This window comes from uncultured Roseobacter sp., from assembly GCF_947493125.1.
Lineage (GTDB): Bacteria > Pseudomonadota > Alphaproteobacteria > Rhodobacterales > Rhodobacteraceae > Roseobacter.
The window spans coordinates 415,354-430,643 of the sequence record NZ_CANLQB010000003.1; the positions used below are offsets into that span (position 1 = coordinate 415,354).

Here is a 15,290-nt window from a genome sequence, read left to right on the forward strand (position 1 = left end):
CCTCCGAAGGGTTCAAACCAATGACAGACACGCCCGCCGCTCCTGACGCCACCACCTCCAACCAGATGTGGGGCGGGCGCTTTGCCGCCGGTCCGGATGCGATCATGGAGGCGATCAACGCCTCCATCGGCTTCGACAAACGGATGGCGGCGCAGGACATTGCCGGCTCGCGTGCGCATGCCGCGATGCTGGGCGCAACCGGCATTTTGCAAGCTAGCGATGTCGAGGCCATCCGGAAAGGCCTGCTCACAGTCTTGTCAGAAATCGAGGAGGGACGGTTCGCCTTCTCGACGGCACTCGAAGACATTCACATGAACGTCGAGGCGCGGTTGAAGGAGATCATCGGCGAGCCCGCCGGGCGGCTGCACACAGGTCGCAGCCGCAACGACCAGGTCGCCACCGATTTCAAGCTCTGGGTACGCGATCAGTTGGATGCTGCCGAAGGCGGGCTGCTGGCGCTGATCAGCGCGCTGCTCGATCAGGCCGAGGCGGGGGCGGATTGGGTAATGCCCGGCTTTACCCATCTGCAGACGGCACAGCCGGTCACCTGGGGTCATCACATGATGGCATATGTCGAGATGTTTGGGCGTGATCTCAGCCGCATGCGCGATGCGCGGGCCCGCATGAATACGTCGCCCCTCGGTGCAGCGGCGCTCGCCGGGACATCCTTCCCCATCGATCGGGAGATGACGGCCAAGGCACTGGGGTTCGATGCTCCCGCGGCCAACTCGCTGGACGCCGTGAGCGACCGCGATTTCGCGCTGGAGTTTCTCGGTGCCGCCAGCATCTGCGCCGTGCATCTCAGCCGCTTTGCCGAGGAACTGGTGATCTGGTCATCGGCCCAGTTCCGCTTCGTGACCCTATCTGATCGGTTCTCCACGGGTTCGTCGATCATGCCGCAGAAGAAGAATCCGGATGCCGCCGAGCTCATCCGGGCCAAGGTGGGCCGGATCTTCGGCGCCAACACGGCGCTGATGATGGTGATGAAGGGCCTGCCGCTGACCTATTCGAAGGATATGCAAGAGGACAAGGAACAGGTCTTCGATGCCGCCGATACCCTGATGCTCGCGCTTGCGGCAATGACGGGGATGGTGTCGGACATGACCGCAAACCGAAGCAGCCTCGCCGCGGCGGCAGGGTCGGGCTTCTCCACGGCAACCGATCTTGCGGACTGGCTGGTGCGGGTGCTGGGGCTCCCGTTCCGCGAGGCCCATCACATCACTGGGCGGCTTGTCGCGCGGGCCGAGCAGAAGGGGTGCGATTTGCCTGACCTCACGCTTGAGGATATGACTGAGGTTCATGCGGGCATCACGGCCGAGGTTTTCGACGTGCTTGGGGTGGAAAACTCCGTCAGAAGTCGTACCTCTTATGGAGGCACGGCGCCCGTACAGGTCCGGTCACAGATCGCTCGCTGGAAGGAGATGATCGCATGAAACGCCTGATTTTCGCCGCTGGTCTGGGGCTTTTGGCCGGATGCGGTGCAGACGGAGAGCCGGTGACCCCGCAGATCAACGGCGGTGTAACCATCAACAACAACGGTATTCATCCCAGTGCCTCCGTGGGTCTGGGCAAGGGGCCGCTTTCGATCTGGCTCGGGCTGTGATGCGGAGTGTCCTGCTCGCGGGATGTGTGCTGGCGCTGGCCGCATGTACCGGGCCGATTCCGGCGCCCGAACCGGAGCGCGCCGAGCCCGAGGCCGGGATCCGGCTCTCAGGCTATGCCACCATCGGATACATCAAGGGGCGCTGAACGGTGTCGATGCGACTGATTTGGCTCGTGCTTGCCATTTGGGGCACCATCCACCCGATGAGCTACTTTTTGCAGTGGTTCAACGAGAACGGCTATAACCTGATGGCCATGGTCGATGCCTGGCACGCAAATGCCGCGACCAGCGGGCTTGTGTGGGATCTCACCGTCGCCGCCGTGACGCTGACCATCTGGGTGATTGTGGAGTGCGTGCAGAAACGCCTGTGGCTCGGGCTGCTGGCGATACCCGCCACCTTCGGTATCGGTGTCAGCTGCGGGCTGCCGCTCTATCTATATTTGCGATCGAGGCCAACTGCCTAGACGGTCACGTCCCCCGCGCAGATGCGTCTGCATGTCAGACAGCGCGCCGCAATGGCGGCGACCATCCTCTTTCGACAAATGATCGCAGCACCGATCAGAAGATTGCCTCGGCGCGCGGGTCTGCTATGAGGCGGAGACGGCCAATCAGGGGCACCGAATGGATCACTTTCTCTACCGCAATGGCGCATTGCACGCCGAAGACGTTCCCGTTGCGGAGATCGCCGCAGCGGTCGGCACACCGTTTTATGTCTACTCCACCGCCACTCTGCTGCGGCACTTCCAGCTGTTCGATGACGCGCTGGAGGGGCTCGACCATCTCGTCTGCTATGCCATGAAGGCGGCCAGTAACCAGGCCATCCTGGCAACGCTCGCACAGGCCGGCGCGGGCATGGATGTGGTATCGGGTGGCGAATACATGCGTGCGAAAGCCGCAGGTGTGCCGGGCGACAAGATCGTCTTCTCCGGTGTCGGCAAAACCGCCGCCGAAATCCGCCTCGCGCTCGAAGGGGGTATCCGCCAGTTCAATGTCGAGTCCGAACCGGAGATGGAGGTGCTGAACGCCACCGCTCTGGCCATGGGCAAGATCGCTCCGATCACCATTCGCGTGAACCCGGATGTCGATGCGAAGACCCATGCCAAGATCGCAACCGGCAAATCCGAAAACAAGTTCGGCATCCCGATTTCGCGAGCGCGGGAGGTCTATGCGCTGGCGGCTTCCATGGACGGGCTGGACGTCATCGGCATCGACGTGCACATCGGCAGCCAGCTGACCGATCTGGCGCCCTTTGAACTGGCCTACCAGAAGGTGGCCGAGCTGACAGAGCAACTGCGTGCCGACGGGCATGACATCCGCCGCCTCGATCTGGGCGGTGGCCTCGGCATCCCCTATGCGCGTGACAACCAGGCGCCTCCCTTGCCGTTGGACTACGGCGCGATGATCAAGCGCACGCTTGGTCATCTGGGGTGTGAGATCGAGATCGAACCGGGCCGACTGATCGCTGGAAACGCGGGGCTCATGGTGTCCGAAGTGATCTACGTGAAGTCCGGCGAAGACCGCGACTTCCTGATCATCGACGGCGCGATGAACGACCTGATCCGCCCCGCCATGTACGAGGCCTATCACGACATCATCCCGGTGGTCGAACCTGCGCCGGGCGCCGAGCCTGCCACCTTCGATATCGTGGGTCCGGTCTGCGAAACCGGCGATACATTCGCGCGCGGGCGACAGATGCCGGCTGTGGCCGCCGGTGACCTGGTTGCCTTCCGCTCGGCCGGTGCATATGGCGCGGTGATGAGCAGTGAGTACAATTCCCGACCCCTGATCCCCGAGGTTCTGGTGAATGAGGATCAATTTGCGGTTATTCGCCGACGTCCGACCTTTGACGAAATGATAAAACGAGATACCATTCCAGAATGGCTTTGATCCCGTATCCCCGGGGTCATGGACCAGCGGAGACGAAGCGATGGCGTCATTTTCCCGGCAAGACGCGAGCCATAGCCTGAAAACGGTGCGCTGGCCCCTGCGGCTGACGTGGCTGGGGATGGTTGCGGAGGCGCTCGTGCAAAGCCTCTGGCCGCTGTTGACCGTCTGCCTCTTGGTGCTGGCCGCGCTGATGCTGGGCCTGCAGGATGCGATCTCCGTCGAACTTGTCTGGGCACTGGCCGTGGCGGCCGGCCTTGGGCTGCTGGGCACGCTGGGCTATGCGTTCAAGCGGTTCCGGCTGCCGAGCCGGACGGCTGCCATAGCCCGGCTTGACGCCAGCATGTCTGGGCGTCCCCTGCAGGCGCTGCTCGACACCCAAACCATCGGCGCACAGGATGCGGCCTCGGCCGCCGTCTGGCGTGCGCATCAGACACGGATGGCAGAGCGCGCCGCTGCAGCCGAGCCTGTGCCCGCCGATCTGCGCGTCTCCGACCGCGACCCCTATGCCCTGCGCTACATTGCCGTGCTGGTGTTCGGCATCGCACTGCTCTTCGGTTCGATCTGGCGCGTGGGCTCGGTGGCCGAGATGACACCGGGGGGCGGCGGGCTTGCGTCCGGCCCGATCTGGGAAGGCTGGGCGGAAAGCCCCCGGTACACAGGGCGCCCGACGATCTATCTCAACGACATTCCGGACGGCCGGCTTCAGGTGCCGGTCGGCAGCCTGATCACCTTGCGGCTCTATGGCGAGATCGGAGCGCTGACCCTGTCGGAAACCGTCTCGGGCCGGACGGATGTGCCACCCGCCTCCGACCCGGCGCAGGACTTCACCGTCGTCCAGAATGGCACCGTAACGATCAGCGGTCCCGGAGGGCGCAGCTGGCAGGTCGAAGTAATCGCCGACGCCCCGCCCGAGATTGCCGTGCTTGAAGATCCCTCCGCGTCGGCATTCGGTGAGATGACATTGCCCTTCGAGGCGCGCGATGACTACGGCGTGGAAGCAGGCGAAGCGCGGTTTTCGCTTGATCTGGCCTCTGTCACCCGCCAGCACGGGCTTACCATCGCTCCGGAAACGCGCCCCGATCTTGTGGTGCCGCTGCCCACGCCTATCGCGGGGAATCGCCGTGAGTTCGAAGAAAACCTGATCGAGGATTTTTCCGAGCACCCCTGGGCCAACCTGCCGGTGCAGGTGCGTCTGTCCGCGCTGGATGGGGCCGAACAGGAGTATGAGACCGAGCCGCGCGCGATGGTTCTGCCCGGACGTCGCTTCTTCGATCCTGTCGCGGCCGCCGTCATCGAACAGCGCCGGGATCTGCTGTGGTCCCGGGCGAACAGCGGTCGCATCAGCCAGATCCTGCGTGCCACCGCCTATGTGCCGGAGGATCTCTTCCGCAAGGAGGTCGACGCGCTGCGCCTGCGCAAGGTGATCCGGCAGCTTGAGACGTTTGCCACCTATGGCCTGACAGACGAGATGCAGGACGATCTGGCGGCTGAGATGTGGGATCTCGCGATCATTCTCGAAGAGGGCGATCTGGCCGATGCTGCGGAGCGCCTACGCCGCGCGCAGGAGCGGCTGAACGAGGCCATCGAGAACGGTGCCTCGGATGAGGAGATCGCCGAGCTGATGCGCGAGCTGCGCCGCGCCACCGAAGACTACTTGCAGCAGATGATGCGTCAGGCGGAGCGGCAACAGCAGCAGAACGACGAGAACAACTTCGAAGCGCCGAACCAGGATTCCATGATGATGACGCAGGACGACCTGCAGCGCATGATGGACCGGATTCAGGAGCTGATGGAACAAGGCCGCATGGCCGAGGCGCAACAGGCGCTGCAGGAACTTCAACAGCTGATGGAAAACATGCAGATGGCGCAAGGCCAGCAGGGCCAGGGCAGTCAGAGCCCTGGTGAGCAGGCGATGGAAGGCCTGTCCGAAACCTTGCGTGAACAGCAGGGCCTGTCCGATCAGGCTTTCCGCGATCTGCAAGAACAGTTCAACCCCGGTGCGCAGGCGGGCGAAAGCCAGGACAACGAAGGCCGTAATGGCGGCCAGGGCCGCGGACAAAGCCATGAAGGCCAGTCCGGTCAGGGTGAGGCCGAGGGCGATGGCAGCGCGGAGGGCCAAAATCCGGGCTCCGAAGGCTCCATTGCCGACCGGCAGCGTGCGCTGCGCGATGAACTGCGGCGGCAGCAGGGAAATCTGCCGGGCGCCGGCACACCCGGCGGTGACGCCGCCCGCGACGCGCTCGACCGGGCAGGGCGCGCCATGGATGATGCTGAAGAGGCGCTGCGCAACGATGATCTGGCCGGTGCCATTGACGATCAGGGTCAGGCCATGGAGGCGCTGCGCGAAGGCATGCGCGCGCTCGGAGAGATGATGGCAGAGCAACAGCAGAACCAGCAGCCGGGGCAGGGCTCGCAACCCTCGGACCGCCAGGCCGAAAACCGCGATCCGCTGGGCCGTGAGTCGGGCAACACGGGCCCCGATGGCGATACCGGGCCGCTGGCGCTGAACGATGAGGATGCCTATGGCCGGGCCCGCGAACTGCTCGATGAAATCCGCCGCCGGTCCGGTGAAACCGCGCGCCCGGAAGAAGAGCGCAACTACCTCAAACGCCTTCTCGACCGGTTCTGATCAGGCTCACTGGGCGCTGCTGTCCGCGGCCGGGTCGAACCAGGCGAGAAGGCTCTGAACCTGGCCATCCAGCCACACGCGCCACTGGTCGATCATGCCGACATAGGTGCTGAGCCATGGGTCCACCTGCGGCACCGCTTCGGCGATCTGCGGTGCAAAGGCGTAGGCGAGCGAAAGCAGGGCGACCAGCACCACCATCACCAAAAAACCACGCCCAAAGCTGCGACGCTCGCGCGCTTCGACTTGTGCGGTTTGCCCCGGATCTTCGGTGGGTGAGCGATCGCTGTTCGACCGCAGGGTCGAGTTGATCTCGGCAATGTCGGGAAGCATGTCACGCCGCGAGTCCGAAACCGCGGTGGTCTCCGTCACCGGACCCGAAGGATCCTCGCCCCGCATCCGGGCCATGCGGTCGCGGCTCTCATGGGCGCGGCGGCGCGCCTCATCGCTTCCGCCACTCTCGTCCAGTCCGAGGTCGGGCTGGCTCTCCACTGCGCCGCCCGTCGCTTCGTTTTGGCGGGCCTGTTTCTCCAGTTCCGCCTCTTCGCGAAGCACGTCGATGACAGCCTGATCAAGCGGTCGGCGCGGTAGAGGGTTGGGCGCCTCGTCCGCGTCCTCCTCTGAGTCGCTCTCGGGGTCAGGTTGTGATGTCTTTTTCCTGTCCGGCGCCGTCTTCGCATCGGGGTCGGAGGTTGCGGTGCGATCAGCAGACACATCCACGTCGTCCTCCGGCGCCGTCTCGGCGTCCGGGTGGGCCTGGAACCAGGTCTGTTCGCAATTCGAGCACTGTACCTCCCGGCCGTCGGGGGGCATGACATCGTCGGGCACTTCGTATTGCGCGCCACAATTCGGACAGATCAGGCGCATGGCGGGTCCTGCTTCATAACTACCCCATATTTTTCCCCGCACCATATTGACATCATTGTCGTGCGAAAAGCGTTAACTGCGCGCTGACCCGCCATGTCGTGCATTGAAACCGGGCCAGCGTTGAGGCACAAAAGCGCCACAAAAAGGGGGGCAGCGTGATCGAGCTCAACAATGTCGCCTACAGCTATGGTGGCGGCGCATTACTGTCGGACATCTCGCTGCAATTGGCGCCCGGCTCGTTTTACTTTCTCACCGGACCGTCCGGTGCCGGAAAGACCACACTTCTGAAACTCTGCTACGGTGCGCTGCAGCCGACTTCGGGCGAGGTCACGCTCTTCGGGGACGACGTCGCCGGGTTGGCGCGGGACGACATCGCTGTACTGCGGCGCCGGATGGGCGTGGTTCATCAGGACTGCAGTTTTCTCGATCATCTCAGCGTGACGGAGAATATCGCATTGCCGCTCAGGGTCTCCGGACGTCAAAGCAAGGCGGCGCAGGAGGATCTGACAGAGCTGATGGCCTGGGTCGGGTTGACCCACCGGGCAGAGGCGCTTCCGCCGGAGCTTTCTGGTGGTGAGCGTCAGCGTGCCGCACTGGCGCGGGCCGTCATCATGTCGCCCGATGTCGTGCTCGCAGATGAGCCCACCGGGAATGTCGATTGGGAGATGTCCCAGCGCCTGCTGCGCCTGCTGGTCGAACTCAACAAGATGGGCAAGACGGTGCTGATCGCAACACATGATCTCAGCCTGATCCGCGCCGCCAAGAGCCAAGTGCAGGCGCGTGTGCTGCGGATCGCCAATCGGCAGGTCCAACTTGCCGGAGCGGATCTGTGAAGCTGGTGCGGGCCGACGTCAAACGCTTTGTGCTGGGCGACCGGCAGGCGGATCGGGTGGTTCCCCGCTCCGGGTTCACCGCTCAGCTTACCGTTTTTGCTGCCGCAGCGATGGCGTTCCTGGCGGTTTTCGCCATGGCCCTGTCGCTTGCGGCGGGGCGGCTGGCGACACGTTGGGGCGATGAGCTGGCCCAGTCGTCCACAATCCGGATCGTGGCACCACTCGATCAGCGTGCGGCGCAGACAGAGGCGGCCTTGGGCATTCTGGAAACAACAGCCGGTGTCGCATTTGCGCGCGCCCTCAGCGCCTCGGAACAGCAGGCGTTGCTGGCGCCGTGGTTCGGAGCCGAACTCGATCTTCAGACCTTGCCTGTCCCGCAATTGATTGAAGTCATTGAGGAAGACAGTGGCTTTGACGCCGCCGGTCTGCGCCTGCGACTGGCCGCCGAGGTTCCCGGAGCGATCCTCGATGATCACAGCCGCTGGCGCGCGCCGCTCGTTGATGCGGCCAACCGGCTGCGCTTGCTGGGCTGGCTGTCGGCCGTGCTTCTTGGAGCAAGTGTTGCGGCCATGGTGACCCTTGCCGCTCATGCAGCCCTCGCAGCCAACGCGCAGGTGATCGCCGTTTTGCGTCTGGTGGGTGCGACAGACCGCTATATCGCGCAGGCCTTCATTCGCCGGTTCACGCTGCGGGCCTTCGGCGGCGCGCTGGTTGGTTCCGTTGTTGCGATGGCTGTCGTGGCCTTTCTGCCCGATGCGTCGGACACCGCCGGGTTTCTGACCGGCCTGAGTTTCCAAGGCTGGCACTGGTTCCTGCCTTTCCTGATCCCGCTGCTCTGCGCGGCGGTGGCCTTCGTCGCGACACGTGCCGCGGCGGGCCGAACGTTGAAAAGGCTTGCCTGATGCTGCAGTACACTCGCTCCGTGTTCTTCATCGTCCAGATGTATGTGGCCATGCCGGTTTTCGGTCTTGTCTTCGCGCCCTGGGCGCTCTTCAGTCGCCGTGGCGCCTTTGCGGCCTGCAAATCCTATTCACGCTACGTCTTCTGGACAGCGCGCTGGATGGTCGGTCTGCGCTGTGAGGTGCGGGGGACGGTGCCGCAGGGCGAGGCCCTGATTGCGGCGAAGCACCAGTCTTTCCTCGATATCATGATGATCTTCACGGCTCTGCCGGCGGCGAAGTTCATCATGAAAAAGGAAATCCTGATGACGCCGATCATTGGACAATACGCCCGCAAACTCGGGTGTGTCCCGGTGGATCGGGGCAAGCGCGGTGCCGCCATTGAAAGGATGGTCGCGGATGTCAACGCCGGGCGCGCCGAGCCCGGGCAGCTGATCATCTACTCGCAGGGCACTCGCGTCGCGCCAGGTGCAAAGCTGCCGTACAAGATCGGCACGGCTGTGCTCTACGAGCAACTCGATCAGCCGTGCGTGCCGGTTGCGACCAATGTGGGCGTGCTCTGGCCGAAACGCGGCCTGTTGCGCAAACCGGGGGTGGCGGTGGTGGAGTTCCTGCCGGCCATTCCGCCAGGGCTGGATCGGGATGCGTTCATGACGCAGCTCGAGGCCGCGGTCGAGCTGAGCTCGGATTCCTTGATGGCAGAAGCGGGTTTTGACTATGACGAACAAAGACCAGGCGATTGACAGTCTGACGGCGCTTGAGGCGCTTTATGGCGTGCCGGGGGCGCCAGCGCTGCGCAAGGTGGCGCGCCGGATGACCCCATTGTATCGCAAGTGGATCATGGCGTCGCGCTTCTGCGTGCTCAGCACCGTCGGAGAGGAGGGCACGGATGGCAGCCCGCGTGGCGAAGACGGTCCGGTTGTGCTGGAGCTCGATCCCGGCACGCTGGCCATGCCCGATTGGCGAGGGAACAACCGGCTGGATTCGCTGCGGAATATCGTCACCGACGGACGCGTGTCACTGATGTTTTTCGTGCCTGGGTCCAACAATGTCGTGCGGGTGAACGGCGTGGCCTGGCTGACGGCAGATGCCGATCTGCGTCAACGCTTCGCGAAGAAGACGCTGTTGCCCGCTACCGTGATTGTCATCGAGATGTCCGAGATCTACACGCAATGCGCCCGCGCGATGCTGCGCGCCGGACTGTGGGATCCGACCTGCGAAAATGCCGATGTCCCGACGGTTGGTCAAATCCTTGCAGAGGTGTCCGAAGGCGAGGAGGGCGGCGAGAGCTACGATGCCGCTTGGGGCGCGCGGGCGGCCAAGACGATGTGGTAAGCACGGGTGGCCTGAAAGCCCACCCTACCTGCCAACACGAACGTCAGGACAGGCAGGTGCGGTGGGCTTTCAGGCCACCGCGTCACTCACATATGGATCGGGCCGTCACCGCAGGCCAATGCCGCCTCGCGCACGGCTTCGGAATAGGTCGGATGCGCGTGACAGGTCATCGCGAGATCCTCTGCCGAGGCGCCGAACTCCATCGCTACGCAGATCTCGTGAATGAGATCGCCCGCCGCAGGCCCCATGATATGCGCGCCCAGAATGCGGTCTGTCTCCTTGTCGGCGAGGATCTTCACAAAGCCATCTGCGGCGAAATTCGCCTTCGCCCGCCCGTTGCCCATGAAGCTGAACTTGCCGACCTTGTAGCTATGCTCTTGATCTTTCAGCATCTCTTCGGTCGCGCCCACATTGGCCACTTCCGGGTGGGTATAGATCACGCCTGGGATCACGCCATAGTTCACATGGCCATGTTTCCCGGCCACCTGCTCGGCGGCAGCCATACCTTCGTCTTCCGCCTTATGCGCCAGCATCGGCCCTTCAATCACGTCTCCGATCGCGTAGATCCCGGGCACGCTGGTCTCCCATTTGCCGTTCACCGCGATCTGCCCACGCTCGGTCATCTTCAGGCCGAGCGCGTCCAGCCCCAGACCTTCGGTGTAGGGTTTGCGACCCGTCGCCACCAGAACGACATCTGCGTCGAGCACATGCTCACTGTCATCCTTGCGCAGCTTGTAGTGGACCTTGGCCTTCGTCTTGGTCGCTTCGGTCTTCTGAACCGCGGCGCCCATGATGAATTCAAGCCCTTGTTTTTTCAGCGTTCTCTGGAAGGCTTTCTGGATCTCCGCATCCATGCCCGGCGTGATGACGTCGAGGAATTCCACGACCGTCACCTCGGAGCCCAGCCGCGCATAGACCGAGCCCAGCTCCAACCCGATCACGCCTGCGCCGATCACCACCAGCTTCTTCGGCACCTTGCCCAGTTCCAGCGCACCGGTGGAAGTCACCACCACCTTCTCGTCGACCTCGACCCCCGGCAGCGACGCGGGCTCCGACCCGGAGGCGATGATGATATTTTTGGTCTCATGAACCTCATCGCCCACCTTCACCTTCCCGGCTTCGGGGATCGATCCCCAACCTTTCAGCCAGTCCACCTTGTTCTTTTTGAACAGAAATTCGATGCCGCTGGTGTTCTGGCCGATGGTCTTTTCCTTGTAAGCCAGCATCTGCTTCCAGTCGACCGACGGGCTTTTGCCCTTGAGGCCCATCTCAGCAAAATTATGCTCGGCCTCATGCAGCATATGGCTCGCATGCAGCAGCGCTTTCGACGGGATACAACCCACGTTCAGGCAGGTGCCACCCAGCGTCTCGCGCCCCTCGACGCAGGCCACCTTCAGCCCCAGCTGCGCGCATCGGATGGCGCAGACATAGCCGCCGGGGCCGGAGCCGATGATGATCACGTCGTAGTTAGCCATGGGTCAGATCCTTCAAATTGGAACGTCGGTATAACGTCGGTATCACGTCGGTATTGCGTCGGTGCCCACGTCGGTTTTTTGCCAGTATCTCTCGCCATAGTTGCCCCGCTTAGACCAAAGCTGCAAGCAGCATCAGGAGGGTTGCGCCGAAGCCCACAAACCAGATCAGCGAGCGCCAGGGCACCCAGCCAAAGGCATAGGCGGGAACATAGAGAACGCGGGCCACGAGGTAGACCCAGGCGCAGGTCCGGGTGACGCCTGAGGACTGCTCGCCCAGTGCCACCACGACCACCGCGATGGTGAAGAGGATGAGCGCCTCGAAGTGATTGTTCAGCGCGCGGTACAGGCGCGCCGTGCGCGGCGACAGTTTGTCAACGAGATCCCCGCCGAGTTTGTTCCTGTCGCGGGGGCTGAGTGTTTCACCCGGCGCAAGCTCGATGTTGGCGGGGACGGCCATCAAACCGAATTGCACCCCTTGCAGAAGGGCGGCGAGCGCGAGGACAGTGAGCTCAACCGTCATGCGCCCAATGCCTCCGCTATCTGTGTCGCTTTGGTGCGGACCGGGAGGCCGCGGGCGCTGGGATGGGCCACGGCGCGGTGAGGAATGCCGAACCGCGCGCAGGCCGCTGTCGCGACGCGTCCTAGGGCCACCACCGGGCGGCCCGCAATCTCATGTCGGGTGATAGCCTCAAAGCTGGCCTCCACATCCGCCACCGGAACCGTCGCCGACCGCTGCGCGGGCAGCAAATGAAAGGCATGAGTCAAATAGATCGCGTCCCGCGTCCGCCCGGCGAGGGCAAGCGCAAGATCAAGCACCCGGTTGAACACCATCTGCGGCAGATAGCCCAGCCGGGCCAGCGTCTCGTGGTGCAGCTTGGCCGTCGGCGCGTCGAGCCAGTTGTAGCTGATCAACACCGGCCCTGTCGGGCTGCCACAGCTCAGCTGATAGGGGCTGATGTAGTCGCCTTCGAGCCCCACATCCGCATAGCTGTGATAGCCCGGGCGCCGGAAGGCACGGCGGGCCGCGATGCAGCGATTGCGGAGCGTGGCGGTCAGCATCCGTGGCCTAGAGCGCCAGCAGGTAGAGCGCGACGGTCGCCACGATGCCCACCGTCCAGGCGAGGCTGCGCAGCCCGACGATGCCGAAGGCATAGGACGGCAGGTAGACAATCCGCGCGATCAGGAAGGCCTGCGCGGCGAGCAGGGTTTCGTTGGTGCTGCTCTCAGTGATGCTGATCAGCAGGACCGCAGGGGCAAAGAGCACCATGGCGGTGACGGAGTTGTTGAGCGCGCGCTCCAGCCGCCCGGCGATGCCGGAGACGGTGCGCCCCTCATCGCGGGAGCCCAGCAGGTAACCCATGCCGAGCTGCGTCAGCCCGCCCGTGGCCTGCAGGATCAGGGTCAGGATCACCAGAAGGCCGTAGAGGGCGAGGATTTGGATTTCGGTCATTTTCGGTTTCTTCCTCTCAGACGTCTGCCGCACTCCATGTTTGAGGCAGGTACGGTTTCAATCAACAGCTCAGATCCGAGGTGAATTGCCCCAGCCGGGGCGCTTGCGGCCCGGCCAGCGCCCGACCGCCCCCCTCGGGCGGGCGCTTCGCTTCCACCCGGCGGTCAGGCGATGGCCTCTTTTCCTGCGCTAGTCGCCATCGTCTTGGGAGTACAAGCCAATGCCTTTCATTACCCAGTATGAAGTCGTTTTTTTGAGGGGAGCCTTTCTGCCTGCCAACCCACGAAGATCCCCGTATGGATTTTTCCCCGTTTTCTTTTCAACAAGCTGTCCGACCTCAAACACATAAGACAACGCCAAAGAAATTGCCTTCCGCAACTCGAGCTCCTTGACATCTTTCCCGTGGATCAGACCGTCCCGTGTCTTCTCTGCGATCGAGATAATTTCGGTTATTTCTGAGGGAATAGCCTCTCCAAAAACGTTCTTATAGACCGTTCGGAAGTATGCCCGGGTGAAGTGTTGTTTCCTGAGTGCTTCGTCAACCTTCGCGGAGTTGCAATCATGAATTCTAACCAAGCCGCATTTTAGCGCCTTGTGATGCCCTTCTTCCAGCTTCATGAAAATGTATGCTAGCGCGGCATCTAAGTTCTTACCGTCAGCTAGCAGCATATCTAATTTTCTAAGATAATTCCTCGTGGCCTCCGGAAAGTCGTCGTATTGTTTTTTGAGTGTTCTGTAAGATCCAACCATTTCACAAATCCATCAGTAGCCGCCGCGGATCCTCCAGCGCCTCTTTCACTCGCACCAGGAAGGTCACCGCGCCCTTGCCGTCGACGATGCGGTGATCATAAGACAGCGCCAGATACATCATCGGGCGGATCTTCACCTCGCCGCCAATCGCCATCGGGCGGTCCTGGATCTTGTGCATGCCCAGGATGCCCGATTGCGGCGGGTTCAGGATCGGTGAGGACATGAGCGAGCCGTAGACACCGCCGTTGGAGATCGTGAAGGTGCCGCCCTGCATCTCGGCCATGCTGAGCTTGCCGTCCCGCGCGCGGGCGCCTTTTTCGGCGATGGCCTGTTCGATGGCATGGAAGCTCATCGCGTCCGCGTCGCGAATGACCGGCACCACGAGGCCCGTCGGCGTGCCCGCCGCGATACCCATATGAACGAAGTTCTTGTAAACGATATCCGTCCCGTCGATCTCGGCGTTGACCTCCGGCACCTCTTTCAGCGCGTGGCAGCAGGCCTTGGTGAAGAAGGACATGAAGCCCAGCTTGACGCCGTGCTTCTTCAGGAACAGGTCCTTGTACTCATTGCGCAGGGCCATGACCTCGGTCATGTCCACCTCGTTGTAGGTGGTGAGCATGGCCGCGGTGTTCTGGCTGTCCTTCAGGCGCTTGGCGATGGTCTGGCGCAGACGGGTCATTTTCACCCGTTCCTCGCGCGCCGCGTCATCGGCGGCCACAGGGGCACGCGGGGCGGGCGCAGTCGCCGCAGGCGCTGGGGCCGACTCTGCGGCGGCGATGGCGGCCTGCACATCCTCTTTCATCACGCGCCCGTCGCGTCCCGAGCCGGTAACCTGATCGCGGTCGATCCCGGCTTCGGCCATGGCCTTCTTGGCCGACGGCGCATCCTCCACGTCCTTGCCCATGCTGGCATCCTTGCCCGCAGCGGGGGTGCTGTACTGCGTGTCGCCCGCAGGGGCGGCCGGCTCGGTGGCGGCAGGCGCCGCGCCCTCACCTTGCGTCATCACGGCAAGCTTGGCGCTGGCATCCACCGTCGTGCCCTCGGGCGCGAGGATCTCGGAGAGCGTGCCTGCGGCGGGCGCAGGCACCTCGACGCTGACCTTGTCGGTCTCCAGCTCGCAGAGCATCTCGTCTGCGGCCACGCTGTCGCCCACCGCCTTGAACCAGGTGCTCACGGTGGCTTCGGTCACGCTTTCGCCCAGCGTCGGCACCATGACGTCGATGGTTTCGCCTCCGCCATCGCCCGAGGCCGTACGCGCCGCGGAGGAGGGCGCTTCTTCGTCCTTTGCAGCTTCCTTGCCTTTCGGTGCCGCTTTCGAGCCTGCGTCGCCCTCGGAGATATTGGCCAGCAGGGCATCGACCCCCACCGTCTCCCCTTCGCCCGCGACGATCTCATCCAGCGTTCCGGCGACCGGGCTGGGCACTTCGACGGTGACCTTGTCGGTTTCCAGCTCGCAGAGCATTTCATCCACGGCGACCGTGTCACCGGGCTTCTTGAACCAGGTGGCCACAGTGGCTTCGGTGACGGATTCGCCCAGCGTGGGGACGCGAACTTCGGTGGTCATT

At 63.4% G+C, this 15,290-nt stretch carries 17 protein-coding genes; 10 read left to right on the plus strand and 7 right to left on the minus strand.

What is annotated here, in order from left to right:
- The first annotated feature begins 20 nt into the window (after positions 1–20).
- From argH to Q1A71_RS08490, 6 genes are all read left to right on the plus strand, one after another.
- A complete protein-coding gene (gene argH / locus Q1A71_RS08465) occupies positions 21–1,433 on the plus strand; it encodes an argininosuccinate lyase (RefSeq protein ID WP_299673987.1) in 1,413 nt (470 codons plus the stop codon).
- The gene (locus Q1A71_RS08470; RefSeq protein ID WP_299673989.1) at positions 1,430–1,603 is read left to right on the plus strand and encodes a hypothetical protein; all 174 of its coding nucleotides are present in this window, start codon (positions 1,430–1,432) and stop codon (positions 1,601–1,603) included. The genes argH and Q1A71_RS08470 overlap by 4 nt, the downstream gene beginning before the upstream one ends.
- Entirely contained in the window at positions 1,600–1,749 is a 150-nt protein-coding gene (locus tag Q1A71_RS08475) for an argininosuccinate lyase (RefSeq protein WP_299673991.1), read from the plus strand. The genes Q1A71_RS08470 and Q1A71_RS08475 overlap by 4 nt, the downstream gene beginning before the upstream one ends.
- 9 nt (positions 1,750–1,758) lie before the next feature.
- Positions 1,759–2,067, plus strand: a complete 309-nt coding sequence (locus tag Q1A71_RS08480; RefSeq protein WP_299674332.1) for a DUF2834 domain-containing protein — start codon at positions 1,759–1,761, stop codon at positions 2,065–2,067.
- A 157-nt stretch (positions 2,068–2,224) separates the two neighbouring features.
- Positions 2,225–3,490: a diaminopimelate decarboxylase gene (gene lysA, locus Q1A71_RS08485; RefSeq protein ID WP_299673993.1), complete on the plus strand. Its 1,266-nt coding sequence runs from the start codon at positions 2,225–2,227 to the stop codon at positions 3,488–3,490.
- Positions 3,491–3,530: 40 nt separating this feature from the next.
- Entirely contained in the window at positions 3,531–6,119 is a 2,589-nt protein-coding gene (locus Q1A71_RS08490; RefSeq protein WP_299673995.1) for a TIGR02302 family protein, read from the plus strand.
- 6 nt (positions 6,120–6,125) lie between these two features.
- On the opposite strand, the gene Q1A71_RS08495 is transcribed toward Q1A71_RS08490, so the two are convergent.
- Positions 6,126–6,983 carry a zinc-ribbon domain-containing protein gene (locus tag Q1A71_RS08495; RefSeq protein ID WP_299673997.1) on the minus strand — a complete coding sequence of 286 codons (858 nt, stop codon included), beginning with the start codon at positions 6,981–6,983 and terminating at the stop codon, positions 6,126–6,128.
- Positions 6,984–7,138: 155 nt separating this feature from the next.
- Here Q1A71_RS08495 and Q1A71_RS08500 point away from each other — a divergent pair, with 155 nt between their 5' ends.
- From Q1A71_RS08500 to Q1A71_RS08515, 4 genes are read left to right on the plus strand one after another with little or no spacing between them, the layout of a single operon-like run.
- Positions 7,139–7,816 carry an ATP-binding cassette domain-containing protein gene (locus Q1A71_RS08500; protein WP_299673999.1) on the plus strand — a complete coding sequence of 226 codons (678 nt, stop codon included), beginning with the start codon at positions 7,139–7,141 and terminating at the stop codon, positions 7,814–7,816.
- Positions 7,813–8,718 carry an FtsX-like permease family protein gene (locus Q1A71_RS08505; RefSeq protein ID WP_299674001.1) on the plus strand — a complete coding sequence of 302 codons (906 nt, stop codon included), beginning with the start codon at positions 7,813–7,815 and terminating at the stop codon, positions 8,716–8,718. The genes Q1A71_RS08500 and Q1A71_RS08505 overlap by 4 nt, the downstream gene beginning before the upstream one ends.
- Positions 8,718–9,458 (plus strand): lysophospholipid acyltransferase family protein, encoded by a 741-nt coding sequence (locus Q1A71_RS08510; RefSeq protein WP_299674003.1) that lies wholly within the window; start codon positions 8,718–8,720, stop codon positions 9,456–9,458. The genes Q1A71_RS08505 and Q1A71_RS08510 overlap by 1 nt, the downstream gene beginning before the upstream one ends.
- Entirely contained in the window at positions 9,433–10,050 is a 618-nt protein-coding gene (locus Q1A71_RS08515) for a pyridoxamine 5'-phosphate oxidase family protein (protein WP_299674005.1), read from the plus strand. Before Q1A71_RS08510 ends, Q1A71_RS08515 begins: the two co-directional genes overlap by 26 nt.
- Positions 10,051–10,136: 86 nt before the next feature.
- Here Q1A71_RS08515 and lpdA read toward each other — a convergent pair whose 3' ends face one another.
- The 6 genes from lpdA to odhB all read right to left on the minus strand — a co-directional run bounded on the left by lpdA (position 10,137) and on the right by odhB (position 15,289).
- Positions 10,137–11,525 (minus strand): dihydrolipoyl dehydrogenase, encoded by a 1,389-nt coding sequence (lpdA, locus tag Q1A71_RS08520; protein ID WP_299674007.1) that lies wholly within the window; start codon positions 11,523–11,525, stop codon positions 10,137–10,139.
- 109 nt (positions 11,526–11,634) lie between these two features.
- Entirely contained in the window at positions 11,635–12,045 is a 411-nt protein-coding gene (locus Q1A71_RS08525) for an MAPEG family protein (RefSeq protein WP_299674010.1), read from the minus strand.
- Positions 12,042–12,584, minus strand: a complete 543-nt coding sequence (locus Q1A71_RS08530) for a hypothetical protein (RefSeq protein ID WP_299674012.1) — start codon at positions 12,582–12,584, stop codon at positions 12,042–12,044. The genes Q1A71_RS08525 and Q1A71_RS08530 overlap by 4 nt, the downstream gene beginning before the upstream one ends.
- A gap of 7 nt (positions 12,585–12,591) precedes the next feature.
- Entirely contained in the window at positions 12,592–12,975 is a 384-nt protein-coding gene (locus tag Q1A71_RS08535) for an MAPEG family protein (protein WP_299674014.1), read from the minus strand.
- A 189-nt stretch (positions 12,976–13,164) separates the two neighbouring features.
- Complete coding sequence (locus Q1A71_RS08540) at positions 13,165–13,725, minus strand: hypothetical protein (RefSeq protein ID WP_299674016.1); 561 nt, start codon at positions 13,723–13,725, stop codon at positions 13,165–13,167.
- Between the two features lies 1 nt (position 13,726).
- Positions 13,727–15,289 (minus strand): 2-oxoglutarate dehydrogenase complex dihydrolipoyllysine-residue succinyltransferase, encoded by a 1,563-nt coding sequence (gene odhB / locus Q1A71_RS08545; RefSeq protein ID WP_299674018.1) that lies wholly within the window; start codon positions 15,287–15,289, stop codon positions 13,727–13,729.
- Position 15,290: the final 1 nt, after the last annotated feature.